The organism is Pedobacter sp. MC2016-24, from assembly GCF_015223055.1.
Classification (GTDB): Bacteria; Bacteroidota; Bacteroidia; order Sphingobacteriales; family Sphingobacteriaceae; genus Pedobacter.
On sequence record NZ_JADFBX010000014.1, the window covers coordinates 100,069 to 124,054 of the forward strand.

Sequence of the window (23,986 nt, forward strand, 5' to 3'; positions counted from 1 at the left end):
GTCTTTATGAGAAATATCGTGGCTGCAACTGACTTTTCTGAAATCGCTGAGAATGCTGTAGCTTATGCAGCTGCGATCGCCAAACAGATCAATGCGAAATTGATTTTGTTCAATTCATTTGTTATTCCTTTTCATGCATCTAATACTTTATTACCTGCAGATGTGATTCAAAGACTTATGACTGAAAATGAAATCCGGCTGATAGAAAAAGCGTTCACGCTGTCTTATGCATACGATATTGAAGTTGACCATGAAACTTCATTTTCCTATCTGGAAAAGGACTTGAAAGGGCTCATTTTGGATTATGAAGCTGAATTACTGGTATTGGGGATGCCTGAACGTACTTTGGAGCAGGATCTTTGGGGCAATAGGACAACAGGAGCAATTAAACGGCTCAAGGTACCTATTCTTGCTGTTCCGATGGGGGCTAAGTTTGAAGGTTCGAAAAGAGTGTTGTTTGCCTGTGATATGATCCAGGGTGTACCTCAACACATCATTTCAAGAATTAAGGAGGTTGTCACCACACTTGACGGGGAAATGGAAATATTTAGTGTAGATCAGAAAATTTCGGAAATGGATGGATTGACCTATGATTTGAATGAAGGACTGGAGGGAATACACTATTATTATAAAAATGTAGCTTCAAATTCGGTTATCCAGGAGATTGCTAAAGAAATAGAAGAATTTCGGGCAGATCTGTTAATCATGATCCCCAAGACCTATGGCTTTTGGGCATCAATGGTGCATCGCAGCAAAACAAGAGTTATGGCAGCAGGACTAAAAATACCATTATTGTCTATTCCAATATGATGATCTGCATGGTTATTGATATAAATATGTCATTTCTGAGAACTGAGACTTGTTTTGTGCGTGGTTTATTTATCCATTGATTCAATTTTTAAACATTTTTTTTAAATATTTGTTTATAGAAAAATCAAATGGTTAAAATAATTAGCGCTCCTATGAATTTATCCACCCAATTGAATCAGTTAAGAGCCTCCATTCTCTATAAAAGGGGGATTCAGGTGATCACACCTTCAGATTGTAAAGCCATTTCCTTAGCCATTCAGACAGATTTTAAGAAGAATGTAAGTGAAACCACCATCAAACGTTTTTTTGGTTTTGCTTCGGTCAGTTACAATTTTTCCAGATATACCTTGATGGCCTTATCAGAGTATGCTTCTTCTTTTACTGTGGAGGGTGACCGTTCTGCTGCAGAAGACGCCTCCTGGACGAAAGTTAGGGAAAGGGCTGCCCGTGTAGTCGCAGTTGCTTTGAAAGCCATGCAATACCGATCTGGGATCCCCATCAAGCAAACCATTGGAAGGTCATTTGCTGCGCAGGATCTGCTTGACTTTTATGAAAGGGAGGAACGTTTGATGTGCTTCATTGCAAATAGTGGTTGTGGGAAAACGACACTTTTAAGCCATTTGGTCACAGATTGTTTTCTTGCCCCGGATGCTCCCTATTCCAATTCTACTGTTGTTTTTGTCAGAACACTCGATCTGTTTAAGCCCAATGGCTCTTTAGCGACAGTGGAAGAGTATATTAAGCGAATTCTTGGGATTCCTGCACAAATGCACCTGATCAGTTATCTGGATCGTCAATGCCAGTTACAGGAGGGAAAGTTTTTTTTGATCTTTGATAATTTTACCGAACTGGTTTCTGAAAGGAGAATCAAAGATGAGCTTTTTGGTCAGATTGTGGATTTTCTTCAGACTTTAACCCGAACGTCGGTTGTTAAAGTGATCATGAGTATGCGGCTTACTACCTGGACCAGGTTCTACGCATTGATGGGGGATGTAGATTTCCTGAAAAGCAATTGGTTTCGTGGCCATCATTATGATGAAGAAACCGGGTCTAATGTGCCCTTGTTAACCGAAACGGAGGTTAAGCAAATTGCCATGAAATCGGGATTGGTTCTTGCACTCAATTCAAACCCAATGCTTTTGGAGCAGTTGAGATTTCCGATACATCTGCAGTTTTATCTGCAATTTAATGAGGAAGATCATCTGGAACAGTATCCTTCAGACCTTATATTTTATGAGCTTATTTATCGGTTTATTCGTGAGAAAATCTATCAGAGTAATTATTATACGGAAAAACTGTTGCTGCTCAAACAATTTGTCCGGTTAACTGCTTACGGACATTTGCCTCATTTTGTGGCTAAAAAAGAGCTGACTGCAGGCCTAGACGAATTTAAAAATGCCTACGGCGAAATGATTTCAGACGGAATATTAACGGAGAAAAACAAACATGAAGACGGAATTGTGCATGAATATGTTGGATTTCTAAATCATGCAGTTTACCAATACTTTTTATTCATAGGTTTGTACGATGAGCTTAAAGATGACCACAATAACCTTCAATTGCGCATAAACGCATTGTATCCTGATTCACCTGTTAGATTTGCGTTGAGCCAGTGGACTGCCTGGCAACGACAGAAGTTACAACGATTTCCTAAAAGATAATAATAAGTAGTAATTGAAGTTTGGAATAATACCGCCATGATGACCGTATCATTCCAAACTGTGAAATTACGATGCCCTGTTGATCACTTTAAGTAGAATAGCGATGACAGCAATGACCAATAAAATGTGGATCAAGCCCCCTGCACTTGGACCAAATCCGTTAAAGAAGAACCCGAATATCCATAAAAGGATCAGTACAACAGCAACCAAATAGAGTAAATTTCCCATGATTTTTTTATTTTAAGTTTATATAATAATCGTTAATGTTCGAGATCCACTAGGATGAAGATTAAACATCCTGAGGTCGATTAGTGATTAAACATCATTGGGTAAAAAATGTTTTGTTTCATTTTTTGTGAAATAACCTTAATTAATTTATTAAACAAAGTGAAGCAAACGTTGTTAATGCTTTTAATTTTTTAATGATTTTTTCATCAACTAAAAATGAGCATGAAATCTAAAGCACAAAATAAATTTGAAAATATTGCAACCCGGATCACCTGCTGGACCGGAAGCTCTATGGCTTTTGGAATTGCTGCAGGTGTTGTGCTGACATGGGTGATTACCGGGCCCTTTTTTCATTATTCAGACACCTGGCAGTTGGTCATCAATACCGGCACGACCATCGTGACATTTTTAATGGTCTTTCTCATTCAGAAATCACAGAACAAGGATGGAAAAGCCATTCAGCTGAAACTGAATGAGCTTATTGCAGCCAGCAGGCATGCCAGTAACCGTATGGTAGATATTGAAGATCTGACTGAACTCGAACTTGATGTATTGCATAAATATTACGCTACACTTTCTGAAAAAGCTGAAGCTGATGATGATATTCACAAGTCGCATTCTATAGATCAGGCGAATCGACAAGCGGCAGATCAACGGTTGTCGCAACAAAAGAGCACAGATCATACCATTCATAAAAGTTGATAACAAATTGGAAAGTATAAAACGTATTGCCATTCTTGGCGGTGGACCAAGCGGCTTATTTATGTTCAAACGTTTGTTGGAATCTGGCCAAACTGACCTGGAAATCCGCATATTTGAGCGAAAAAAGAAACTAGGTGCTGGTATGCCTTACAGTGCTGATGGGGCGAATGATGAACACATCACCAATGTGTCGAGTAATGAAATTCCATTGCTTGTAACTACCCTGGAGGAATGGGTTAAATCTGTACCTAAAGATACCTTGGACAAGTTTCACATCGACCCGAATCGATTTAATGAATATAAAGTCTTGCCCCGCTTACTTTTTGGTCAATACCTGACGGCTCAATTCGACTTGCTGCAGAAGCAGGCCAGGGAGCTTGGAATTGATTATGAAGTATATTATAACACTGAGGTCACAGATATTATTGATAACCCGGATCAGGAAACAGTGCTGATCGAGGTCAATGGAAAGGAACAAATCGAATTTGATCACGCCATCATTTGCATTGGCCACAACTGGCCACAGCATCAGGAAGGTAAGGTGCCAGGCTATTTCGATTCACCTTATCCGCCAGTTAAGCTAGCTTTAAAGTTAGATCATCCGGTAGCCATCAAAGGTTCTTCCTTAACAGCGGTTGATGCAATCAGAACCTTATCCAGATATAACGGGGCTTTTGATAAAGATGCTGATGGCAAGCTAACCTATCAATTGTACCCGGAAAGTGCAAACTTTAAATTGGTGCTCCACACCCGTAATGGCATGTTACCTGCCGTACGGTTTCATTTGGAAGATTCGCACTTGTCTAATGATGCATTGCTTACTGAAGCGGAAATTGCAGCGCATATTGCTCAAAACGATGGTTTCCTATCTTTAGATTATGTGTTTGAGCATGATTTTAAAGCCCCGATACAAGCGAAAGAGCCTGAGTTTTATGCACAGATTAAAGAGATGAAGCTGGAAGAATTTGTCGATGCCATGATGGCACTTCGGGAAAGTCTGGATCCTTTTCAATTGCTCAAAGCGGAGTATAAGGAGGCAGAACAGTCCATTCGTCGCCGGGAATCTGTATACTGGAAAGAGATGCTTGGGGTATTGAGTTTTGCTTTGAATTATCCCGCCAAGTACCTTTCTGCTGAAGATATGCAGCGATTGCAAAAATCGCTCTCTCCTTTAATTTCGATTGTTATTGCTTACATCCCGCAAAGTTCCAGCGAGGAGTTGCTGGCAATGCATCAGGCTGGCATGCTTGATCTGATCTCGGTAGGTGAAGATAGCGAAGTAGAGGCCGTTAGTGAAGGGGGTGCAACGTATCATTACACCGATGAAAATGGTGAAAAACAAGCTGTTTATTTTAAAACTTATGTCAACTGTGTAGGACAGCCACATATGGCTTATGCTGATTTTCCTTTTAAAAGTTTATTGAAAAATCAAACGGTGAGCCCTGCGAAGCTGAAGTTTCGATCGGCAGATGAAGGTCAAAAAGCTTTACAAGCCGGTCGGGCCGTTACGCAGGACGACCTTGGGGATTATTATTTAACCGTACCAGGAATTGCCATCAATGATCATTTTCAGGTGGTGGATAGCTATGGAGCATTGAATGACCGTATTTATGTCATGGCTGTACCTTACATCGGGGGATATAATCCCGATTATTCTGGATTGGATTTTAGTGAAGCTGCCTCTAAAGCAATTGTTAAAGGTTTATTTGTTTAAGCAACAGGTTGGTTTGCTATGGGCAGAGTAAAGTAAAATGTAGATCCCACACCGATTTTACTTTCTACCCCTATTGTTCCATGGTGGCGTTCTATAATTTCAGCACAAAGGTATAAGCCGATACCAAACCCGGAAATCAGTTGTGTCTGTTCACTTTCTACACGGTAGAAGCGGTCAAAGAGTTTTTCTACATCTTTTTCTGCGATGCCCGTGCCCTGATCTTTCACTGTAATCCTGGCGTGTGTATCATTCAATTCGCAATTAATCTCGATTTCTGTTTGTTCCGGAGCGTATTTTACTGCATTTCCTATAATGTTAGAAATGACAGAAGATATTTTGTCCCGATCTGCAATTACTGAAACTTGTGGGCAAGCGTTAAAAATGATATGGTGGCTGGTGTTGAGCAGACTGGTTTCTTCTATGTTTTCGAGAATCAGTTCATCCAGGTTAAAATGGCTCTTATCTAAATGAATTTTTCCTGATTCCAGCCGGGAGATATCCAGAAAACCGTTAATTAATCCAGTCATTTTTTTGATCTGGTCAATTACTTTAGCTAATGCAGAAAGTGCAAAGTCATCCTGATTTTTTTTGGCCTTCAGATGCAGGATTTGTGCATATCCCTTTAATGAAGTCAAAGGTGTTTTCAGCTCATGGCTAACCATGCCAATGAAATCATTTTTACGCTGTTCATCCTCTTTTTGTTCGGTAATGTCCATTACTACGCCAGAAAAAACGCTGAAATTTCCATATTCATCTGGTGTTACCCTGCCTAATGAACGTAACCAGATCACCTCGCCATCATTAAAGCGCCGCTGCGCATAAGTCACATCGTATTCTCCACCATCTTCGATGGCTTTTTCTATTTCGGCGAGCAATTTCTCTTTGCAATCTTCGGTAACCTGGGCAATGGCCTGGTCATAAGTCATGGGCGTTTTCCCTTCGTAGCCAAATAATTTGGCCAGGGTTTCATTGTACAAAAGTGCTTTTGTTTTGCGTTCGATGTGCCACGATCCCATTTGAGCAGCTTCTATAGCCATGCGGAAACGCAGTTCACTTTGTTCCAGATTGGATATTAACTTCCGTTGCATCTCATGAGCTTCGTTCAACTCTTCATTGGTCGTTGCCAGTTCTTCATTTGAAGCAGATAATTCTTCATTGGTGGCAGATAGTTCTTCTATCAATTGCTGTTCACGAAGGCGTGCCAAACTACGCTCTGTGACATCAATGGTTAAAGCTACAATACTTTGCGTGCTACCATCGTTTCTTTTAATTGGGGTGTATGAAAAATCCCGGTATACGACTCTTTTAATCCCCTCAACCAGCAATTCGGCACGGGCATCCGTTTCCGAGTGCGCAATACCAGTAGTATACACTTCATGAAGCAGACGTGGAAATGCCTGTTCCTTTAGCTCTGGCATAATTTCGATTAAGGGCATACCCATAATTGACTCGTCCCTTTTCCAGAGGTTCAGTAACTTCTTGTTGGCCATTTCCATTTTCATTTCCGGGCCATCAAATACGCAAATTCCGGCAGGAACTTCGTTGATGATGGTATCTAGCAGAGCATGCTTTTCTTTCAGTTTTACCTGGGCTAGCATAAGCTCGGCGGTTCGATCCATGACCCTTTTTTCCAGCTCATCATTCAATTCCTGCAAACTTTCCCTTGATTGTTTCAGGTCTTCTATGGTTGTGCTGAGTTCTTCATTGGAAGCGAGTAATTCTTCATTGGTTGCCGCCAGCTCTTCATGCAGCGTTTGCTCACGGTAACTGGCTTCTTCCAACTCCAGTTGATTTAGTATAGTTTGTGTGATATCCCTGGTGGTGATGATCAAATAGCCAGGTTTTTCGTTGGTTTCGGCAACTGGCAACAACTCAATATGATACCAGGTTAAAGTTCCGTTTGATTGACTGGCAGCCATTTCAAGTTTAGGAATTTCGATGGGGTTATTGGTATCTGTTGCTTTTTCTAGCGCATCGCTTAATAAATCATTTCCATTAATGCTGGGTGGATTTGCTTGAAATAATTGGAAAATAGACTTTCCGGCCGCTTGTTCTGCTGCCTGTCCCATGAGTGTTTCAAACGCTGTATTGACAGAGAGGATTGTATACTCCGGACAGTCGGTTCTAACGATTATACGTGGCACGGGCATAGCAAAATAAGCCTGAAAAAAGTTATTTTTTAGTTTTTCCATTAAAATTACGCTGAAGAAATGCGAATTTAAACAAGCTTCTGAATAATTTATAACTTGCAGTGAAAATGTTTGCCTTTTTTTGCTCAGGCTTTAATTCCTTAATTGTAATCTTCATGCCTGTTTAACATCTGATCAGTAATTCATAGAAAGGTGGACCTGGGTGGATGGATTAGATAAACAATATCATGACTTTGAGTGTTTAATAGAAGAACAGATTTACTTCTAATTATAAAAAAAACAAAATCATGAAAAAACTATTCTTATTCCTAAGCATTTTGTTTGTTGGTACTGCTTCATTTGCGCAAGGTACCTGGACTGCAGATCCGATGCATTCCAAACTAACTTTTAGCATTACCCATATGGGTATTTCAAGTGTAGATGGCTTGTTCAATACTTTTACTGCTTCTGCCCAGACAACTAAAGCAGATTTTAGTGATGCAGTATTCGAGTTGAGCGTACAAGTTGCTTCCATAAATACACAGGTAGAGAAACGTGATGAACACTTAAGAAGTGCAGACTTTTTTGATGTGGCAAAGTATCCAAACATGACCTTTAAAAGTACGGGTATTAAAAATGTGTCTAAAGATAAGTATACGTTGACTGGAAACCTGACTTTACATGGTGTAACCAAACCTGTTACGCTGGATTTATGGTTTAGGGGGACGATTGAAAACCCACAGTCTAAAGCATTTGTTTCCGGATTTCAGTTGACAGGAACTTTAAAGCGATCTGACTTTGATCTAGGTGCGAAATTTCCTGCTCCAATGTTGAGTGAGGAGGTTCAGATTAAAGCGGATGGAGAGTTTATTAAGAAGTAATCTTTGTTCTGTGAGATAGCGCGCGCCTGGTATGAAACCTAGAACGCAATTGAAACAATGGGTGTCACTTCAGCACCAGGGACAGCTGATTAGGGGGACTAATAAACCGTATGTTGAGCATCTGTTTGCTGTGGCAGAAATGGCAAGACCAGTCGTTACATTGGGTTATGAAATTGGCCTATGCCATGACTTGCTTGAGGATACGGAGGTGACACAAAGTGAGTTGCTGGCTGCATTGCTGGGCTTTGGCTACAGTCATGACGAAGCGTACGCGATTACGTATTGTGTGGTTGAACTCACTGATGTTTATACTTCTGGCGACTATCCGGAATTGAGTAAGTCAGCACGTAAATTGCTGGAACATAAAAGACTGTTGACAATTAGTCCTGCCGCTCAAACGGTTAAATATGCCGATCTCATCTACAACACCATTTGGATGCTAAAATACGACCCTAAGCATGCAGCACAATACATGGCTAAAAAGCGGGTGCTTTTAGCGGATTTGAACCGTGGTAATGCAAAATTAAGGCGGCAATTGTCTAATTTAATTAGTGATGACATCATTAAGTCTGATCATGATGGATAAGTTTGAGCCGATGATGCCTTGTTAGTTAAATATTCTATATGTTTGTTGTGAAGTTTTGTTACCTTATCCTACAATGGCATATAGCGAATATACAGATCAGGAATTGACTGCCTTGCTAAAAGAGGGAGACCGGGAAGCTTTTAACCAAATTTACCGCCGTTACGTACAATATCTGTATCAATATGCTTTTAACATTCTCAAAGATGAGGATGAATGTACCGATGCTGTACAGGATATATTTGTCTGGCTTTGGGAAAACAGGATAAAAATCAATGTAAATGTTTTAAAGGGCTATTTAATTGCTGCGGTTAAATATAAATTAACGCGGGTGATACAGGGTAGCAAGAGAAGATACGAAATTTTGTCTGCAAAACCTTTACAAGAGGAATCGTTTGTTGATGATAGTTTAGAAGTTAAGGAACTTAAACACGCCATCAATGAGTTTGTAGTTGCGCTTCCTGAAAGGTCCAGAATGATTTTTGAAATGAGCCGTAATGAATACCTTTCTAATAAAGAAATCGCTGCCCGGTTGAACATTTCAGAAAAGACTGTGGAAAACCAGATGACTATTGTATTGAAAAAACTCAAATCTGGATTGGGCAAAATGTCATTCTGGTCAACCTTAATCTGATCGGGCTCACAATTTTAAAATAAATTATCATTTCTTTTGGGGGCTGGCTGGGTTTGATGTCCCTATGTATTAAACGATACTAAATTAAGGGATGATAAATGATAAAGAATGGCTTGAGTTAATCGGGCGTATTTCAAGTGGAGTTGCAAGCGACGAGGAACTGAGTAGATACAACAAATGGTGTAATGCCTGGCAAAATGAAGATTTGCCAGTTACGGATTTTGCTGGCATAGAAAGTCGTATGTTGACAAACATCAATCAAAAGATCACTTCTCCCCGTGTCGTTCGCTTACGTTATTATAAAGTAGCTTCTATTGCCGCTGTAATGGCTGTTGTTTTTGGGTTTTGGTATTACAGCTCAAAGGTTCTCTTGAATCTTAACGCTGAAATCGTTTATAAAAATGATGTTTTGCCGGGAACAAATACCGCAACATTGACACTTTCTAACGGTAAAACTATTCAGCTTAGTGATGCTAAAAATGGGGTAGTTATTGACGCCACCAGTTTGAAGTATAACGATGGCAGTGTTGTAGATAGTGTTGGAATCAAACCGAATCAGATGCTGACCACAACTACTCCACGAGGGGGGACCTATCAGATTGTTTTACCTGATGGTAGCCATGTCTGGATGAATGCGGATTCAAAAATGATTTTTCCTGCAAAATTCTCCGGGCAAACCAGGGAGGTATTGTTGGAGGGCGAAGCATATTTTGAAGTAGCAAAAGATAAAGCGCACCCTTTTATTGTAAAAAACCATACACAACGTATTGAAGTATTGGGTACCCATTTCAATTTGAATAGTTATGCAGATGAAATCGGTATCAAAACTACTTTACTGGAGGGCTCGGTTAAAGTATCTTTATCTAGCGGAAAAGAAGTTTTGCTGAAACCTGGTGAAGAAGCGTTGAATGCTACTGGCGATATACGGGTAGAAAAAGCGGATACTGAAGAAGCTGTGGCCTGGAAAAATGGCAATATTGTATTTCGTGCAAAAACATTAAGGGACATTATGCGCCAGTTGTCGCGTTGGTATGATGTAACTATCGTATATGCACCTGATGCCCCTGTTAATGAAACATTCAGTGCTGCGGTATCCAGAACCAGGAATATCTCCAGCGTGCTTGAAAGGATGCAGGCTACGGGCAGCGTAAAGTTTAAAATAGACGGTAAAAAAATTACCGTGACTAAATAATTAACAACCTAAATCAATTAAAAACTAAACAATAACACATGAAAGAAATTTTACTCCATTAAATCAGCAGAAGAACGGTAGGCTTAATAAAAAGCCGAAAAGTGCTACCAACACTTTCCGGCGAATAGTTTGAGCAAACCATTCCTGACCAAGGCCAGGAAGAACAATTATTTGCAAACAGTTATTATCAACTCAAACCAATTCAAACTTAGACATTATTGCGCAACAAAGCAATAATGATGGGCTGTCATAGACCTGCTATGTTTGAATACAAACCAACGATGAGGTATGAAAAACCCACCAAAAATTCTATTGATTATGAATTCGGTCTTTCGACGAATTAACGAAGCCGATAAAAGAAAGCTAATTATGCGAATTAACTTAATCATAGCGCTGATGACCACTTTTCTGATGCAGGTAAGTGCTGCTGGTTACGCTCAGAAAATCACGTTAAATGAGAAGAATAATGCCCTGGTCAATGTCATTGATAAAATCAGAGCGCAAACCGGTTATGATTTTTTGTTCAACTATAAAGAAGTTGAAAATGCAAAAAAGGTAACCGCAAATCTGAAGAATGTAGATTTAGAGGAAGCCTTAAGGCTGATTTTTAAAGATCAGGATCTGACTTATTCTGTAAAAGATAATTTTATTGTACTGAAGCCCAGAGAAAAGACCATTTTTGACAAGATCACCGCAGTTTTTACTGCGGCAGACTTGCGGGGTAAAGTACTTGATGAATCTGGGGAGCCGCTACAAGGGGCCACGATTCGTGTAAAGGGGACTGGAAAGTACGCACAAACCAATAGCCGTGGAGAATTTAGTCTTCCGGGCGTTGACGCAGATGCAGTGATTACAGTTTCTTATGTAGGATATCTTACCCAGGAATTCAGAGTATCATCCGGCAATACTTCAGATCTTCGTATCGTAATGAAGCCTGATGTGAATAAACTAGAGGAAGTAGGCGTGACGGTGAATACCGGATATCAACGGATTAAACCAGAACAAAGTACGGGTGCTGTGGCGCAAATCGGTACTAAGGAATATGAATCACGGGTAAGTTCTAATTTCCTGGATGGACTGGTAAACCGTTTGCCGGGGTTATTTATCAATAACAGCATACAATTTACCAGTACTACTCCTGGTGTTGGTCGGACTGATAGGCCTTTATTTAACATTCGTGGTATTTCTACCATGTCGGCGAACCAAAGTCCCTTAATTGTAGTGGATGGCTATCCAACAGAATTGACATTGGATATGATCGATCCGAATGAAATCAAATCGGTGACAATCCTCAAAGACGCTGCCTCTGCTACTGTGTATGGGGTTAGGGCATCAAATGGGGTTATCGTCATTGAAAGAAAACAAGCTTCACCTGGCGCTGCGCAGTTCAATTTCAGGACTACATTAGGTCTTACACCGGAGGAAAATTACAGCCGTTACCGTTGGGATCCAGAAGCGTCGGGCATCAACGCCAGTTATACACGTGAAAGACAAGCGCTAATTATTGTACCCTCTACCTGGTCAACCTTGTTTAGCCCTGGAGTTGGTAGTATACAACGAACGCTTCCTTTTCTTATCCAGGCTCAGCTTGCCGGCGGCATTATTACACCTGCGCAGGCTGAAAGCTCTTTTGCGGAACTGGCTAACTATGATAATCTCAACGATTACAGCCGTCTATTCCAAAGGACTGCAGTTACGCAAACGAATACCTTAAACATTTCTGGCGGGGTGCCTGCTGCCCTGTATTACATTACGGCCAATTATACAGGGAACCGCAATAATGCAATCCTGAATGGTAACAACAGATTTCAACTGACGGGCCGCACCACGCTTAAACTAGCCAAACGACTAAGCTTAGAACTGACTACAGAATACCAGGAAAGCCGTATTAATGCTGCGCCTGTACCCAACGTTGCTGATTATGCAGGTTACGAGCGTTATGAAGATGTAAACGGCAATCCTGCTCCTATCATTTCAAAAAGTTATGCACCAGTTTATAATAGTTTCATCATGTCGCAAGGCTTGTTAGATCAAAACTATTATCCGCTAATTGAGGCTAATTCAGTGAGTAACAAAACACGTACGTTGAATAACAAAACCATTGCTAATTTTAACTATGACATTGGAAAAGGCTTTAATCTTTTGTTTGGTGGCGTTTATGAGACCTCCCGAACTGAAGCCAGACATTTAGCCGCTCAAGGGTCTAATGAAGTGAATGCTTGGGTGAATAATTATACCGTGACCGCAGGAGGGACATTTAAAAGAAACGTTCCTGACGGGGATTTCCTTCGTCAGCAGAATACGAGTTCTACTGGTTATACCGCACGTACGCAGTTGAACTACAATAAAAGATTTGGCAATCACTCCCTTAATGCGATAGCAGGTGCTGAAATACGCAGTGTTTTAAATAAAGGCAATTTAGCTTCTTATTTTGGGTATAATGACCAGAGTTTGCTGCAACAGCCCGTAGATTATGCTTCTATAATTAATGGTGTAGCGGCAGTTAGAGGCACTTTAGTTACTTCTTATCCTCTTGGGCCTTTGAACAGTTTGTTTAACCAGACCTATAGTGACGACCGATTTGTATCAGCTTTCTCTAATGTTGTCTATTCCTTTAAAGACACCTATTCCTTATCTGGAAGTATCCGCATTGATCAATCTAACCTTTTTGGGAGTGATCCAAAGTATAAATATAAACCGCTATGGTCGCTGGGCGCCGCCTGGAACATTCATAAGGAGGACTTTATGAACGATATTAAATGGCTTCACCAGTTGAAACTCCGGAGTGCTTTTGGATTTAACGGAAATGTAGCTAAACTTTCACTTCCACAAGTAATAGCCCAGGCTCAGAACAATACACAGACTACACCTACCCTTCCATCGCTCATCCTATTGTCCAATGCCAATAGCGGCCTTCGGTGGGAGCAGACAGAGAACTTTAACCTGGGACTGGATTTTAGTGTTTTCAAAAATATCACAGGTAGTTTTGATTATTATACGAAAAAAACGATCGATGTGATGGGTAATTCTAGTATCGACCCAACGCTTGGTGCCAGTTCTGCCTTAATTAATTACGCCACCATCAGAAATAACGGATTGGAGTTTAGCCTGAAGGCAGACTGGATATCTACCAGAAGCTTTAATTGGAATACGGGTATTGTGGTAGCCAAAAATAACAGTAAGGTACTTGATGTTTTCAGAAGTGGCCAGTACAATCCGCAGGTGCTTGATTTATTGGGCTATGTAAGCGGTTATCCGGTAGGTGCAATGTTTTCTTATAATACCACAGGCCTTAATAATGAAGGCCATCCCATCATTGTGGATCAAAGCGGCACATCATATGTCGTCAACAATAGTCTTACCTCAAATCCTTTAGTTGCTGCGATGTCGAATAAGGATTCAGGATTGGTACAGTATTCTGGAACATCCATTCCAACTATTAATGCTGGATTAAGTAACCGGGTTGATGTTGGCAATTTTTACTTCTTCGCCATGATTAACTATTATGGTGGTTTTAAAGTACGGGTGCCAAGACCATCACCAGCGGGCAACAGACCTTTACCGGGGTCAAATAACTTTTGGAGGGTTGCCGGCGATGAGGCGAACACAAATATTCCAAATCTGACTGATCTGGGTACTTTTGCTGCTGGAGTAGCTTACAATTATAACAGTAATTATGTGGTTCATGGTGATTACATGACGCTAGGTGATTTAACAGTTTCTTACCGTTTAAACGATGTTAATTTTATCAAAAAGGCCGGATTTAAGAATTTAGAAATCAAAGCCCAGGGTTCAAATTTGTACAGCGTTGGCTTTAACCGTTATAACTTCAGTATGGCTACGGGAAGCTATGCAAAATCGTATGTAACTCCTACCTATACGCTTGGTTTGTTCACTAACTTTTAAAATTTTATACTGATGAAGAAATTTAAATATATAGCCGTCCAATTGCTTTTTTGCTGCATGGTTTTTAGCGGCTGCGACAAATATCTGGATGTTGAACCAAAGGGCAAGCAATTGCTGAAAACAACCAATGACTATGATCTTTGGTTGAACAGCTCCACGCTCACCGTTGAAATGGATCAGACCCTTCTAAATTACATGACGGATAATATTGATCTGGTAACCGTTAACAATCCTCCGACGGGCCTTGGTGAACTCGTTTATACCTGGGCGCCACAGTTTACAAATGATGTAACTTCTCCCACTTATTTATGGGGTGACCACTACAAGCGCATCAGCCTTTTTAATACCGTATTGTCAGGTATTGATGCGGCTGAAGGGGGAACGGTATCGCAGCGGAACAGTATTAAAGCCGAAGCCTTGCTAGGCCGTGCAAATTCTTATTTCTATCTGGTGAATGAATATGCCAAGCCTTATGATGCATCAACCGCTGCTACTGACCTGGCTGTGCCTTTTGTTACATCAGACAATGTAAGTCAAAAGGCACCGGGCAGAAGTACTGTAGCTGAAATTTACAAACATATGATTGATGACATCAATGAGGCTATTCCCAACCTTCCTCTTGACAACGGGACTGCGCGTTTTCGTGGCACGAAGGCTGGTGCATATAGCGTACTGGCACGGATTTACTTATACAGAAGGGAATATAGTGAAGCGCAGCGTTATGCTGAGATGGCCCTGGCCGATACCAAAGCTGTGATGATTGATTTGACCAATTCTGCTACCTTTCCCACCGTAACCACCATGGTCTCGCATCCTGATGGAATTTACTCCAGGGCATCTAATGCTGCTGGAATGCCAATATCTGCAGAATTAAAAAGTATGTTTGCTGTCAATGATGCTAGGAGGACAGTTTTGTACTTTAACTGGGCCAGTAATGTTAGAGGGGCAACTTCGTTTTACGCAGCTCAGGTTGTGCAAGCTTTTCAGCTAACCAATTCCGGAACTACCGTGCAGGAAATGCATTTAATTGCAGCCGAGTGCGCGGCACGTAGTACTGATCCGAACGCCGTGGTTACTGCACTTAATCACCTGAATCAGGTTCGCAGGAACAGGTATACAGGCGCACCTATTGAGAGCAGGGATTTTACTTCCACCAGTCAGCCTGCAGTTATGGCTGAGGTATTGGCAGAAAGAAGGCGGGAATTGCCTTTCCATAGCTTACGCTGGTTTGATCTGCGGAGATTTGATACGGAAAACAGAACATCAACAATTACCCGTACTACAGCGCAGAATGTAGTGGTTGGAACACTAGAACCACATAGTCCCAGGTACACGCTACAAATACCTATACAGGTGATGGCTTTTAACCCGGATATGATACAAAATCCATAACTATAAAATTCAAAGATGAAGACATATAAATTGAATATATTAGCAATATGCACAGTAGTGGTATTGTTTATGGCTTGTAAAAAAGACAAAACAGGCCGCGAAGCCCTGGCCGAAGGGCGTGTAACTTTTGATTTGCCGGCATCAACAGATGTAGTGGTAAGATCATTAGACATCAGGAATGAAGCTTTGCTTAGTCTGGAAATGAAAGCTACGCTACAAGGTGACGCATCTTCGGATGTGCATCATGTAACTTTTGCAACAGATACAACTAAGATTGCTGACTATAGACTAAAGTATGGGGCTACTGCCCTTTTACTTCCTACAATGAGTTATTTATATTACAAACCAACCGTATCCATTCCGGCTGGTTCTAATGTTTCAGAATCGGGTGTACTGAACTTTAGCGTTCAGACATCATTAAGAGCGCGCAGTACTTATGTGCTTCCGCTTGTAATTGCATCTGTAGATGGGCAAACGCAAGACCCGAAAACACGCAAGGTAATTTACTATGTTTTTAACACAGGCGAAGCAACGTATGTAGACCATGCAGGATATACCGTAACGGCCACCGCGTCTTCTACATTAGGCGTTAATGCACCTGCCAGAGCAGTTGATGCAGCTACAGGTACAACATTTTGGGCAAGCTCTAATACGGTACCGTTACCACAGTGGTTGAGTATTGATTTTGGGCGTAACGTTACTTTTCCGTCATTTGATTATTTCTTTCCAACCGCTATAACACCAGCCGTTGGCGGCTATACTACTTCTGCGAAAGTGGAAACAAGTTCGGATAACATCACCTGGGTAGATAAGGGTACGTATGCAATAGATGTGAACAATACATTGAAAAGGCAGACTATAAATATGCCTTCATTAACTACGGCCCGATATCTGCGCTTCACGATTTTGACTGCGACTCCGTATAATGCATCGGCGACAGTTATTTACAACATAGGTTTTGTAAGTGGAATTTTGTTGAGGAACTAATTAGAAGTAACCCTAAATTTAAATAACAAAAAATGAAGAAATCACTGATTTCAATTTTGATGCTGCTACCCTTTGTGGTAGCAGCTCAAAAAAGCTATACCATAACCGGAAAATTATCCGCATTAAACGTTCCGGCCAAAGCTTACCTTGTTACTTTACAAGGTGATCGATTTAAGGAAACCGATTCTGTGGTCATTAAGAATGGGCAATTCCAGTTCACTGGGAAAGTCGAGCAGCCGCAAAGCGCAATCATCGCAGTCAAGAGATTACCTGGAACTGGTAAACAATCGGATAATTTGAGTTTCTACCTTGAAAATTCTAAAATCACCTTGACAGGTAAAGATTCTATCAAAACAGCTACTGTTACAGGTTCAGTTTCAGATCGCGAAGACCGGGAACTGTCGGAGTTAATTACACCTTTTACGGAAAGGATCATGAAAATCCAACGGGAATTTATAAAAGGAGATCATGGAGTGGTAGAAGGAAAAACCCTGGAGCAGCGTAAAGAAGCGCAAGACAGTTTAAACAGCTATGTCAAACAGATCAAAAACATCCAGGTGAAGTTTGTCGAATCACATCCCAATTCGTTCATGGGTTTGTACACTTTTAACACCGCTGTTCTTGGCAGTCACTTTGACTCTGCAGAGGTAAAACCTTTGTTTTATAAATTCTCTTCCCAACTTCAGTCTTCATCATTGGGAAAACTAGCGTTAGATCGGATTTTGGCGAATGAGAAGCGTGCGGTGGGCGTAAAGATCCTGGATTTTTCACAGACTGATATTGACGGCAAACCATTCAACATAAAATCACTGCGTGGTAAATATGTGTTTTTGGATTTTTGGGCCAGCTGGTGCTACTGGTGCCGCGCGGAAAACCCTCATGTTTTAAAAGCTTATGAGCAACTTAAAGACCGGAATCTGGAAATTGTAAGCGTATCCTTTGATGAAAGTAAAGCTGCCTGGGAAAATGCCGTAAAACAAGATAAGCTCCCTTGGTTGCAGGTATCTGACCTAAAAGGGATGAAAGTAAGAGATGGATTGGCAGCCATGTTAGATATTAAAGCGATACCGCAAAATCTGCTGATCAATCCGGAAGGTTTGATCATCGCAACAAATCTTCGTGGTGAAGATCTTCCAGCAAAATTATCCAAATTGATCAAATAACATAAAGTAAACATGATGAACCTTAAAATAATTATTGGAGCCCTGTTGTTGCTGCCTGCCACGGTAAGTCTGGCGCAGGATAAATTTGAAATCTCAGGAAACCTTTCTGGTATAGGAAGCGATAAAAAGATAATCCTAAGTTATAAGAATAGCGAAGGTAAGGATGCTAAAGATTCTGCCGCGGTTAAAAATGGGAAGTTTGTACTGAATGGAACTACTGCTTTTGGTAACAAGGCCTACCTGGCCCTGGTGCCTGTAAAAAAAGATACGTCAAACCGGAGAGGAGCTGAAAGCTATCGCGAATTCTACCTGGAAAAAGGAAAGTATAAAGTAGCAGGTAATGGCGACTTCTCGAAAGCAATGATTACTGGAACCGCTGCGCAAAATGATTTTCTGTTATGGACTGCTAAATCGGAAGCACTGCTCACTCAGTTTAAAGAAATCACCCAGCGGTTTACCAAAGTGTATTATGCGAAAGTGAAAGATACGGTGGCCATCAAAGCAATCCAGGCAGAAGCCAGGCCAGTACATGCCAAAATTGAAGCTGCCTTGGATTCCTTTTTATTTAGTCACCCGGATTCATATGTAGCTCTTGACCTGATCGCTACGGAAAAGACTGCGGTAATTGATCCTAAAACTTTTGAGGTGTATTACAACCCGCTAAGCAAACGAGTATTGAGCAGCTTTACCGGGCAAAAGCTGACAGCTAAATATGATAAGGCCAAGCAAATTGCTATCGGGAAATCTGTAGACTTTACCCAAACAGATGATAAAGGCAATGAATTTAAGCTGTCTTCTTTAAAAGGTAAGTATGTACTGGTTGATTTCTGGGCAAGTTGGTGTGGTCCATGCCGCGCAGAGAATCCACATTTATTGAAAGCTTACAACCAGTTGAAAGACAAAAATTTCGAAGTGGTGGGTGTTTCCCTGGACGAGACCAAAGCAGCCTGGTTAAATGCAGTGAAGCAAGATGGCATGCCCTGGATCCAGGTAAGTGACCTGAAAGGCTTTAAGAGTGATCTTGCTGTTAAATACGGCATTTCGGCCATTCCACAGAATTTCCTGATCAACCCAGAGGGTGTGATCATTGCAAAAGACCTTAGGGGGGAAGATGTGAACCAAAAACTGGCTGCATTCATTAAATAAAATTAAAAACCGCCTTTAACTAAATAGAGGCGGTTTTTCATGTAATCTATGCAATAGTTAAGGCATAGTTTTGGCTGCAAGATGTCGTGTATTTCCATCCACAACGATATTCATATCGAGGTTACCTTTTTCAAAATCATTAGCTGGATTGGGTTTGATACTGATTTTTGGTGTTTTATTGCCTTCATAAGGATATGCGATGGAAATGAATACCTGTGTCTTGTCGTCATTTTTAGGTTTTTCAAATGCAAAAGCTGGTCTTTTCAATTCCTTGTTGTAAACGTAAGATACTTTCCCTTCCTCTTCAATAAGTGTAATCTTATCCATGTTCAGAGATTGAATCAAGAGGTTATTGCCATCGCTATAGCTGGTGTATACTTTCTGTCCAGCCTGATCGAAAACAGCTTTACTATCTTCTCTCAACTGCCAGTGTACGGCCAGGTTTCCTTTCGCTTTACCGATTGCCTTATCAATAATCAGGAAGTATTTCTGGTCAACAAACAACACACTGCGTTGGTGATCAAGATCAGTATAGCTTGGATTGCTGAAGGTTAATACATCCAGATTATTGCCAGTTTCCCATTTACCCTGTCTGGCCTTAGTAATCAGCATGTTTTGGTTGTCAAGCGTAAGCGTGCTGTGTATTTTTGTCTGACGGTACCAGTTCCGTTGTTTCATGATGGCGTCGTCTCCGCTATATACAAATACACCGGCATCAGGCGTAAAATTTCTGCCTTTTACAAAAAGCTCAAAAGTTCCGTTATCCGGTTGGGCATGGAATTCTCCCGGCGGACTTGCCTTTACTACCATTACCGTTGCATCTTTATCCCATCCGCTTCTAAAGGTATAAAACCCGGCATTGCTTAGTGCTTTGGATAAAAAATCGGGAGCTTTACCTTCTTTCCCCGCTGTAGCAAAATATTTTATTGCTTGGTTTGCAGGGAAAATCTTAGACCAACTTGCAAACTGCTTGATTCGGAAGTTTTTATCTATCAACCAGGAATCTCCAAACATCGGTGTATTGTAATCTGGGAGCGTAATGCTGATCAGCGCCATGACCATATTCTCTACGGTTTGTATATAAGACGCAGGAAATTCTTTTTCAAGATTGACACGTTTTGCAGATCCATAGGCCTTTAAGAAAATATCAATAGCTGCGACGTGATAAATAGGTGATAGCTCAAATTGCATCCCGTCTGCATATACTTGTTTTTTAATTTCAGTATTGAGTACTTCTATGCCGCTTTGTCTCCATCTTGCTGAATTTTTAAACTCAGGAAAAGATACACCAGCAAATAAAGTACGTTGTGCTTCAAACAAACGATGGTTACCTTTTTCGGCGTAGTTTGAGGCTAGATAATCTGCCTGATGATGATAGCTCTTTAAAAATTCCATTAAAAAGACAGGCGTAAAGTTGGATGAGTTTACAAATAAATCAAATGTCGGCGGAAGACTCTGTACCCTGTCTGAAACCTCAAGAGGTCGCCATACAAATCTGTCGTTATCCTGCGACAGGCCTAATGGATTTTTTCTAACCCAATCGCTGTATTGGTAGATCCATTCTTTAGCATATTTTTCATCGGCTGTGGCATGGTAAACCAGAGCCATTGCCTGCCACCATTTAACGCGATGTAGCTGCCAGCGTACTTCATTATCTTTTACCGGCCACATTTGCCAGTTGATATCTTTGCCGTAGTCAAAATAACCATATCCTTTATGTGGTTGAAATTGGTGGACTAAAGCTTTGTCGGCCATTTCTTTTGTCGCCTGGTCAATTGGTTGGTGTATATCGGCAGGCTTTTCAGAATTGCTGAAATCCGGTTCTTTTGCCTTACATTTTTTTCGGTAGTAGGTCAGCAGTTCTTGAGCTGCGGCTTCATATTTACCTGCAGTATAAAGTGCATTTGTTTTTTCTAGTCCTGGATAGGCCAGGTTAATGTCCTCAAAGTTTTTTTGAGTGATATGGGCATCTTGCGCAATGGAATTTCCGCTACAAAAAGCAAAAATGGCCAGCAACACAATTTTTTTTAATTTCATCAGGTTCAGGTTTTTTAAATTTTAAAGCAATCGGGGTTTCAAGAATTAAAGGTATGTACCGATTGTGTAACCGTGAAGGTACGGGCCTTTATAAAAATAGGCTTTCAAAATTTTGTATAAATCTTTTAAAATTGGTGAAATTTATGCCCGTACACTTCAAAAGGTTATGAATTAGCTTATAGTTTTCCGTATTATTGGGTGTTAATCTGCAATCAAATGACAATCCCGGGAAAAGTATGGTTTTTTGTTTTGTTTTACGCTTGTGTCTTTAATGGCCTAAGTTTACAGGCTCAAAAGCAGGATACATTGAATAAAACTACTGTAGCTGACAGTACGAAGTTAAATTTTGTAGCCAAAATGCAGGCTTTTGCTAAACGTTCTTCCCAATCAAGTGCCAGTGATTTTGAAGCCGACAAAGCTGCAATCAGTCAGATTAAAACCTTTGATGAAATCAGACGAACGATGCAAAAAGCGAAGATCTATTTAAAGGGTAACCTCGATACGCCTGGTACGAAGGTAGAGTTGCAGGAAATTGAAAAAGATTTTATCATTGCTGGTGATGGTGTTTTTACTGATAAGGGCTCTGCCCAAACATTTCGGAATTTAACGGCCACTTCGAAGATTTTAAAAGAGCTATTGAATAAGGCCAATCTTAGAAAAGCCAAACTGGACATTCGTCAGCAGGAGCTTAATAATTTCCGTTATCAGCTTGATTCTTTACTGAGTGTACCTGCATTGTTTAAATTTTCTACGGATTCGGTTACCCTGATGAAATACTTGCAGAAAATCAAGGTTATCTCTTATGAAACAACTCCTGTAGATTCAGCACTTAATCTTGCTGTGAATAACATCCAGGCTTTACTTAACCACGTGAACATGACCGCTTTTAAATTAGAAGGCAGTTTGGGGGAAATAGAGTCTTATCAAACAGATATGGCAGATCATACGCTTAAAAGGGATTTTGACAACATCTGGGGGCCCGCAGGTAGTTACCGTTCCTTTGGGGAGATCATGGATTTTTCCAAAACCAAGGGTTTGTTGACACTTAGTTTCTATGCAGAGAATAATATTGGAAAATTGCTGTTACTGCTCATACTGACGCTGACTTCTTTCATTTACCTGCGTTCCCTAAAGAAAATTTACATTGAAGGTAATTTGCTAAAGCCTGATTTTGAAGGACAACTGGTGATTCGCTATCCCCTGCTTTCTGCCATATTACTGGTCATTAGTTTGTTTCAATTCTTTTTGCAATCTCCTCCATTTATTTTAAACGTGATTTTATGGTCAATATCCTGTGTTTGTCTGAGTTTCATTTTTAAAAGTTATATCAGCAAACACTGGATGCGAATCTGGTTGTTAATGGTGTTCCTGTTCTTGATGGCAGGTATTGGTAACCTGATATTACAGGCCTCCAGACTGGAACGTTGGATCATGCTGGGCATTTCTGTAGCCGGAGTAATCTTAGGGTTATTCAGTTTTGGTAAAAAGCATCGGGATGAACTTCGTGAAAAGTGGATTCTCTGGTCTATTGGTCTGATGACGGTTCTGGAGCTGGCCGCTGTTTTAACCAATATATTCGGTAGATACAATTTAGCCAAAACGTTATTCATCAGTGGTTTCTTAAACGTCGTAATTGCTATCCTATTTCTTTGGGCAGTGCGCCTGATCAATGAAGGTCTTTTACTGGCTTTCCAGGTATATTCAGGACAGGATAAAAAACTGTTTTATCTCAATTTTGAACGGGTAGGAACAAAAGCACCAAATTTTTTTTACGTATTTTTAGTTTTTGGCTGGCTGGTGCTTTTTGGCCGTAATTTTCCTGCTTATGACCATCTGTCTAAACCGTTTTTAGAATTTTTTAGTGCGGAACGGACATTGGGTGATTATACGTTCAGTATTACCAATCTATTGTTGTTTATAGCCATTATGGCCATTTCGGTTGTAATATCTAAAATCGTATCCTTTTTTGCTTCGGATAAGCACCTCGTCAATACAACAGAGAATAAGAACGAACGTCGCGGTATTGGCAGTTGGTTATTATTGGTCCGGATATCAATTTTATGCATCGGATTATTTCTGGCTATTGCCGCAGCTGGAATCCCTGTTGATCGAATTACCATCGTTTTAGGCGCACTTGGTGTGGGTATTGGCTTTGGCTTGCAAACATTGGTGAATAATCTGGTAAGCGGGTTAATTATCGCTTTTGAAAAACCTGTCAACGTGGGTGATATTGTAGATGTGGATGGACAAGGTGGAACGATGAAGTCAATCGGTTTTCGAAGTAGCGTCATCGCTACCTGGGATGGTGCTGATGTGGTGATGCCGAATGGTGATTTACTCAATGCCCATCTGGTTAACTGGTCACTGGGCGGGAATCGGAAACGCATATCAATCATGATCGGCATTGCTTATGATGCTGATCTGGAAAAGACAAGAAAGATCCTGACTGAAATTTTAAATGCGGATCAGCGGATTCGTAAAAGCCCCGCGGCTGTTGTGCAGTTTGAACAACTCGGAGAGAGCACAATTGATCTGAAAGTTTACTTCTGGCCCAAACATTTCGGTGAAGCTTATGCTGTAAGAAATGACCTCATCATGGGTATTGTAGCCGCTTTCAAAGAAAATGGAATTGATATACCGTTTCCACAACACGATATCCATATCCATAATCATGATGAAGGCCGGCTGAACAAAGAAAGACCAACTACTTAGTTTTTTACTCATTAGGTTGGAGGTTTCAGAAATAGTGGGCAACAGATTCTTCAACCTCCCGTCATTTGATTTTGTGTTTTAAACACTTATCAATATATTTAACTTTCAC

At 40.7% G+C, this 23,986-nt stretch carries 17 protein-coding genes; 14 read left to right on the plus strand and 3 right to left on the minus strand.

Going from position 1 to position 23,986, the window contains the following annotated elements; translation table 11 throughout:
- The first annotated feature begins 6 nt into the window (after window positions 1-6).
- Window positions 7-810 (plus strand): universal stress protein, encoded by an 804-nt coding sequence (locus IM797_RS23050; protein WP_194129563.1) that lies wholly within the window; start codon window positions 7-9, stop codon window positions 808-810.
- Between the two features lie 152 nt (window positions 811-962).
- A complete protein-coding gene (locus IM797_RS23055) occupies window positions 963-2,471 on the plus strand; it encodes a hypothetical protein (protein WP_194129564.1) in 1,509 nt (502 codons plus the stop codon).
- 66 nt (window positions 2,472-2,537) lie between these two features.
- Here IM797_RS23055 and IM797_RS23060 read toward each other — a convergent pair whose 3' ends face one another.
- The gene (locus IM797_RS23060; protein WP_194129565.1) at window positions 2,538-2,699 is read right to left on the minus strand and encodes a lmo0937 family membrane protein; all 162 of its coding nucleotides are present in this window, start codon (window positions 2,697-2,699) and stop codon (window positions 2,538-2,540) included.
- Between the two features lie 222 nt (window positions 2,700-2,921).
- Here IM797_RS23060 and IM797_RS23065 point away from each other — a divergent pair, with 222 nt between their 5' ends.
- Complete coding sequence (locus IM797_RS23065; RefSeq protein ID WP_370583112.1) at window positions 2,922-3,401, plus strand: low affinity iron permease family protein; 480 nt, start codon at window positions 2,922-2,924, stop codon at window positions 3,399-3,401.
- 7 nt (window positions 3,402-3,408) lie between these two features.
- Complete coding sequence (locus tag IM797_RS23070; protein ID WP_194129567.1) at window positions 3,409-5,115, plus strand: FAD/NAD(P)-binding protein; 1,707 nt, start codon at window positions 3,409-3,411, stop codon at window positions 5,113-5,115.
- Here the strand turns inward: IM797_RS23070 and IM797_RS23075 are convergent.
- Complete coding sequence (locus tag IM797_RS23075) at window positions 5,112-7,307, minus strand: ATP-binding protein (RefSeq protein WP_194129568.1); 2,196 nt, start codon at window positions 7,305-7,307, stop codon at window positions 5,112-5,114. The genes IM797_RS23070 and IM797_RS23075 overlap by 4 nt on opposite strands.
- 245 nt (window positions 7,308-7,552) lie before the next feature.
- Here IM797_RS23075 and IM797_RS23080 point away from each other — a divergent pair, with 245 nt between their 5' ends.
- The 9 genes from IM797_RS23080 to IM797_RS23120 all read left to right on the plus strand — a co-directional run bounded on the left by IM797_RS23080 (window position 7,553) and on the right by IM797_RS23120 (window position 19,128).
- Window positions 7,553-8,125, plus strand: a complete 573-nt coding sequence (locus IM797_RS23080) for a YceI family protein (RefSeq protein WP_194129569.1) — start codon at window positions 7,553-7,555, stop codon at window positions 8,123-8,125.
- Window positions 8,126-8,156: 31 nt separating this feature from the next.
- Window positions 8,157-8,711, plus strand: coding sequence for a hypothetical protein (locus IM797_RS23085; protein ID WP_194129570.1), 555 nt, complete (start codon window positions 8,157-8,159; stop codon window positions 8,709-8,711).
- Window positions 8,712-8,784: 73 nt separating this feature from the next.
- Window positions 8,785-9,342, plus strand: coding sequence for an RNA polymerase sigma-70 factor (locus IM797_RS23090; protein WP_194129571.1), 558 nt, complete (start codon window positions 8,785-8,787; stop codon window positions 9,340-9,342).
- Window positions 9,343-9,433: 91 nt separating this feature from the next.
- Complete coding sequence (locus tag IM797_RS23095; RefSeq protein ID WP_194129572.1) at window positions 9,434-10,534, plus strand: FecR family protein; 1,101 nt, start codon at window positions 9,434-9,436, stop codon at window positions 10,532-10,534.
- A 369-nt stretch (window positions 10,535-10,903) separates the two neighbouring features.
- Window positions 10,904-14,440, plus strand: a complete 3,537-nt coding sequence (locus tag IM797_RS23100; protein WP_228099065.1) for a SusC/RagA family TonB-linked outer membrane protein — start codon at window positions 10,904-10,906, stop codon at window positions 14,438-14,440.
- Window positions 14,441-14,452: 12 nt separating this feature from the next.
- Window positions 14,453-15,832 (plus strand): RagB/SusD family nutrient uptake outer membrane protein, encoded by a 1,380-nt coding sequence (locus IM797_RS23105; RefSeq protein ID WP_194129573.1) that lies wholly within the window; start codon window positions 14,453-14,455, stop codon window positions 15,830-15,832.
- Window positions 15,833-15,847: 15 nt separating this feature from the next.
- Complete coding sequence (locus IM797_RS23110) at window positions 15,848-16,819, plus strand: discoidin domain-containing protein (protein ID WP_194129574.1); 972 nt, start codon at window positions 15,848-15,850, stop codon at window positions 16,817-16,819.
- 32 nt (window positions 16,820-16,851) lie between these two features.
- The gene (locus tag IM797_RS23115) at window positions 16,852-17,982 is read left to right on the plus strand and encodes a TlpA disulfide reductase family protein (RefSeq protein ID WP_194129575.1); all 1,131 of its coding nucleotides are present in this window, start codon (window positions 16,852-16,854) and stop codon (window positions 17,980-17,982) included.
- A gap of 12 nt (window positions 17,983-17,994) precedes the next feature.
- Window positions 17,995-19,128, plus strand: coding sequence for a TlpA disulfide reductase family protein (locus tag IM797_RS23120; RefSeq protein WP_228099066.1), 1,134 nt, complete (start codon window positions 17,995-17,997; stop codon window positions 19,126-19,128).
- A 57-nt stretch (window positions 19,129-19,185) separates the two neighbouring features.
- Here the strand turns inward: IM797_RS23120 and hepC are convergent, their stop codons facing one another.
- The gene (gene hepC / locus IM797_RS23125; protein ID WP_194129576.1) at window positions 19,186-21,165 is read right to left on the minus strand and encodes a heparin-sulfate lyase HepC; all 1,980 of its coding nucleotides are present in this window, start codon (window positions 21,163-21,165) and stop codon (window positions 19,186-19,188) included.
- Between the two features lie 216 nt (window positions 21,166-21,381).
- On the opposite strand from hepC, the gene IM797_RS23130 reads away from it, so the two are divergent.
- On the plus strand, window positions 21,382-23,877 hold the full coding sequence (locus IM797_RS23130; RefSeq protein ID WP_194129577.1) for a mechanosensitive ion channel family protein: 2,496 nt from the start codon (window positions 21,382-21,384) through the stop codon (window positions 23,875-23,877).
- The last annotated feature ends 109 nt before the right edge of the window (window positions 23,878-23,986 follow it).

Excerpts from the sequence above, each read along its gene's own strand:
- IM797_RS23050 (WP_194129563.1), top strand. The coding sequence starts at position 7 with ATGAGAAATATCGTGGCTGCAACTGACTTTTCTGAAATCGCTGAGAAT.
- IM797_RS23055 (WP_194129564.1), top strand. The coding sequence starts at position 963 with ATGAATTTATCCACCCAATTGAATCAGTTAAGAGCCTCCATTCTCTAT.
- IM797_RS23060 (WP_194129565.1), bottom strand. The coding sequence starts at position 2,699 with ATGGGAAATTTACTCTATTTGGTTGCTGTTGTACTGATCCTTTTATGG.
- IM797_RS23065 (WP_370583112.1), top strand. The coding sequence starts at position 2,922 with ATGAAATCTAAAGCACAAAATAAATTTGAAAATATTGCAACCCGGATC.
- IM797_RS23075 (WP_194129568.1), bottom strand. The coding sequence starts at position 7,307 with ATGGAAAAACTAAAAAATAACTTTTTTCAGGCTTATTTTGCTATGCCC.
- IM797_RS23080 (WP_194129569.1), top strand. The coding sequence starts at position 7,553 with ATGAAAAAACTATTCTTATTCCTAAGCATTTTGTTTGTTGGTACTGCT.
- IM797_RS23085 (WP_194129570.1), top strand. The coding sequence starts at position 8,157 with ATGAAACCTAGAACGCAATTGAAACAATGGGTGTCACTTCAGCACCAG.
- IM797_RS23090 (WP_194129571.1), top strand. The coding sequence starts at position 8,785 with ATGGCATATAGCGAATATACAGATCAGGAATTGACTGCCTTGCTAAAA.
- IM797_RS23095 (WP_194129572.1), top strand. The coding sequence starts at position 9,434 with ATGATAAATGATAAAGAATGGCTTGAGTTAATCGGGCGTATTTCAAGT.
- IM797_RS23100 (WP_228099065.1), top strand. The coding sequence starts at position 10,904 with ATGCGAATTAACTTAATCATAGCGCTGATGACCACTTTTCTGATGCAG.
- IM797_RS23105 (WP_194129573.1), top strand. The coding sequence starts at position 14,453 with ATGAAGAAATTTAAATATATAGCCGTCCAATTGCTTTTTTGCTGCATG.
- IM797_RS23110 (WP_194129574.1), top strand. The coding sequence starts at position 15,848 with ATGAAGACATATAAATTGAATATATTAGCAATATGCACAGTAGTGGTA.
- IM797_RS23115 (WP_194129575.1), top strand. The coding sequence starts at position 16,852 with ATGAAGAAATCACTGATTTCAATTTTGATGCTGCTACCCTTTGTGGTA.
- IM797_RS23120 (WP_228099066.1), top strand. The coding sequence starts at position 17,995 with ATGATGAACCTTAAAATAATTATTGGAGCCCTGTTGTTGCTGCCTGCC.
- hepC (WP_194129576.1), bottom strand. The coding sequence starts at position 21,165 with ATGAAATTAAAAAAAATTGTGTTGCTGGCCATTTTTGCTTTTTGTAGC.
- IM797_RS23130 (WP_194129577.1), top strand. The coding sequence starts at position 21,382 with ATGACAATCCCGGGAAAAGTATGGTTTTTTGTTTTGTTTTACGCTTGT.